Source organism: Paracoccus acridae (assembly GCF_014642735.1).
In the GTDB taxonomy this organism is placed as follows: domain Bacteria; phylum Pseudomonadota; class Alphaproteobacteria; order Rhodobacterales; family Rhodobacteraceae; genus Paracoccus; species Paracoccus acridae.
On the sequence record NZ_BMIV01000055.1, the window covers coordinates 1 to 2,105 of the forward strand.

A 2,105-nucleotide genomic window follows, 5' to 3' on the forward strand; every position below is an offset into this window, starting at 1 on the left:
AAAAAGGGCGGAGTTTGACCCCGCCCGAACCGTTGACGCTCGTAACTGGATGCTGCCCTAATCAGGCAAATGGCTCTTTTTCTCTGATGCGCCTTCGTGATCCGGCTTTTGCCAGGTCTCGGCGTCCTCTCGATCTTGCAGGCGACCGGGATCACCGTAATCCAGCTGTGGATCGCGTGGCGGACTGTTCTGATTGTCGGCTGGACGTAGGGTCCCCATAGGGGGTCCTCCATAAGTCACAGGCAGAGCAGTCCGCTGTGACCCCCCATAGATGGGGACCATCCTTGTGGATTGCGAGAGCGTTGGCGGCATAATCGTGCAAGCCTCTGGTTGCGCGCAAAAGAACGATGCGCATTCAAGAGGGGCAGTGTCGGCGCCATCAAGCCAACGTGGCCAAGCCTTCGGCACCATTTCGGCTTGGTGGAACAGGAAGAGCAACGGTTGGCCTGGGCGCGGACCTGAAGAGGAAGGTGTAACCGTCATCCCGCTCCTGCACCAACCTGTCATCCATCCTCAGGTGGGCTCGGAGGAGTTACTCACTCGGGCAAGCTCCTCCATGATGGTCTTGAAGGGCTCTGTCACATTGATCAGGGTGCCGTCGGTGAGCTTGATCTCCGTGCCTGCATCATCTGCCTCTTCCCTGATGGAGATGATGTGACGGACGGCAAGGGCAGTTCTGCTTGGCAGGCGTCCAGGCTCGTTCAGATGAAGTACCACGAAACCCATTTGGTTTCTCCATATGCGGTCCTTGTCAGGACGACCCTGCCATGGCCAGGGTCAGGGCAGGGGCCTCCGGCAACTGCTCCAGTTCCTTCAGAACATCGGCCTGCGTCATCGTTTCTGGAAGCTCGTCCGTCCACACCCGGAACAGATCCAGCTGATAGGTTCCAAAGGACGTGATCATGGCGCCGTCCGCCGCATCGCGCCCGCGGACCATGAGAATACGCCCGATCCTGGGCGTGTTGTAGCGCGCATCGAAGGTATACCAGCGGTCTTCCAGATAAACCTCGAACCAGGCGCAAAAGTCGCCGGGACCTGACGGTGGAACGCCAATATCGCCGAGATAGCCGCTCGCATAGCGCGCCGGAATGTTCATGGCGCGGCAGAGTGCAATTGCCAGATGCGCAAAGTCCCGGCATACGCCCGTCGCCTCGGACATGGCATGGACGGCGGTTTTCGTGGGCCGCCCGAATTTGTAGCCGAAGGTCAGATGATTGTGGACGAAGTTGCAGATTGCCTGGACACGCGCCCAGCCAGGCTTGGTGCCGGCAAAGAGATCCCAGGCCTGTTGCGACAGCATGTCTGCTTCGCAATAACGGCTGGCCGTCAGGAAGGGTAATGTCTCGGGGGGCAGGTGCGCGACCTCATGCTGTCGGGCGTTCCAGTCAAAGACGTCAGGCTCTCCCTCAATCTCGATCACGTCATCGGACCAGAGCCTTGTCTGTCCGCGCGGCGCCACCAGCCGTGCCCGTCTGTTGCCGAAGGGGTCCAGAAACTCCTCGATCGGCACGGGGGGCTCCGTTCTGATCTTGTTGGCACCAAGGATACGGCTTGTGACGGAAGGGTGGGGCGAGAGGGCCAGGATCAGGGGAAGAGGTCCTGGCGTGCTTATGATGATCTCGAAACCAAAGCGAACAAGCATGAGGGCCTCCTTGCAAGGGGCAGGTTTGATCGGAAGGCCGCCTTTGCGGCGGAACGGCGCTGCCGTGTGGCGCCTGGAAGAAGGCCCGCTGCCCGCGCAGGACCATCTGCCCATCAAATGCTGTTCGGCATTTACCTCTTATCGTAACCGCTGGTCTTGAAGAGCCTTCAAGGAGGAGACGGCCAGGAAACCACAAGACGGTACAGATGCCGGGGCAAGCGACAAGCAAGAGGGGGTGAGGCAACATGCCCTGCGACCGTTGAATTCGCAGAGGCACGCGCGAACCCAGGCGGGTTGCGTTCCCTCCGAGAACGGCAAGGCTTCCCCCGCCGCCAACCTTATCCATTCAAACGTCAACTGCGCCCAATTGCCTGGCGTTTCTGTCTATGCGTGGGTCTGATGCTGCCAAGGCGCGCCGTTTTTCAGCATGGCGTTTGCGAAGGCGATGATAACCGGCTTATGC

At 59.9% G+C, this 2,105-nt stretch carries 2 protein-coding genes; both read right to left on the minus strand.

What is annotated here, in order from left to right; all coding sequences use genetic code 11:
- Positions 1-513: 513 nt before the first annotated feature.
- Positions 514-726 (minus strand): hypothetical protein, encoded by a 213-nt coding sequence (locus IEX25_RS19580; protein WP_188717393.1) that lies wholly within the window; start codon positions 724-726, stop codon positions 514-516.
- A 25-nt stretch (positions 727-751) separates the two neighbouring features.
- Positions 752-1,756 (minus strand): transglutaminase-like domain-containing protein, encoded by a 1,005-nt coding sequence (locus IEX25_RS19585; RefSeq protein WP_229665517.1) that lies wholly within the window; start codon positions 1,754-1,756, stop codon positions 752-754.
- Positions 1,757-2,105 lie beyond the last annotated feature (349 nt).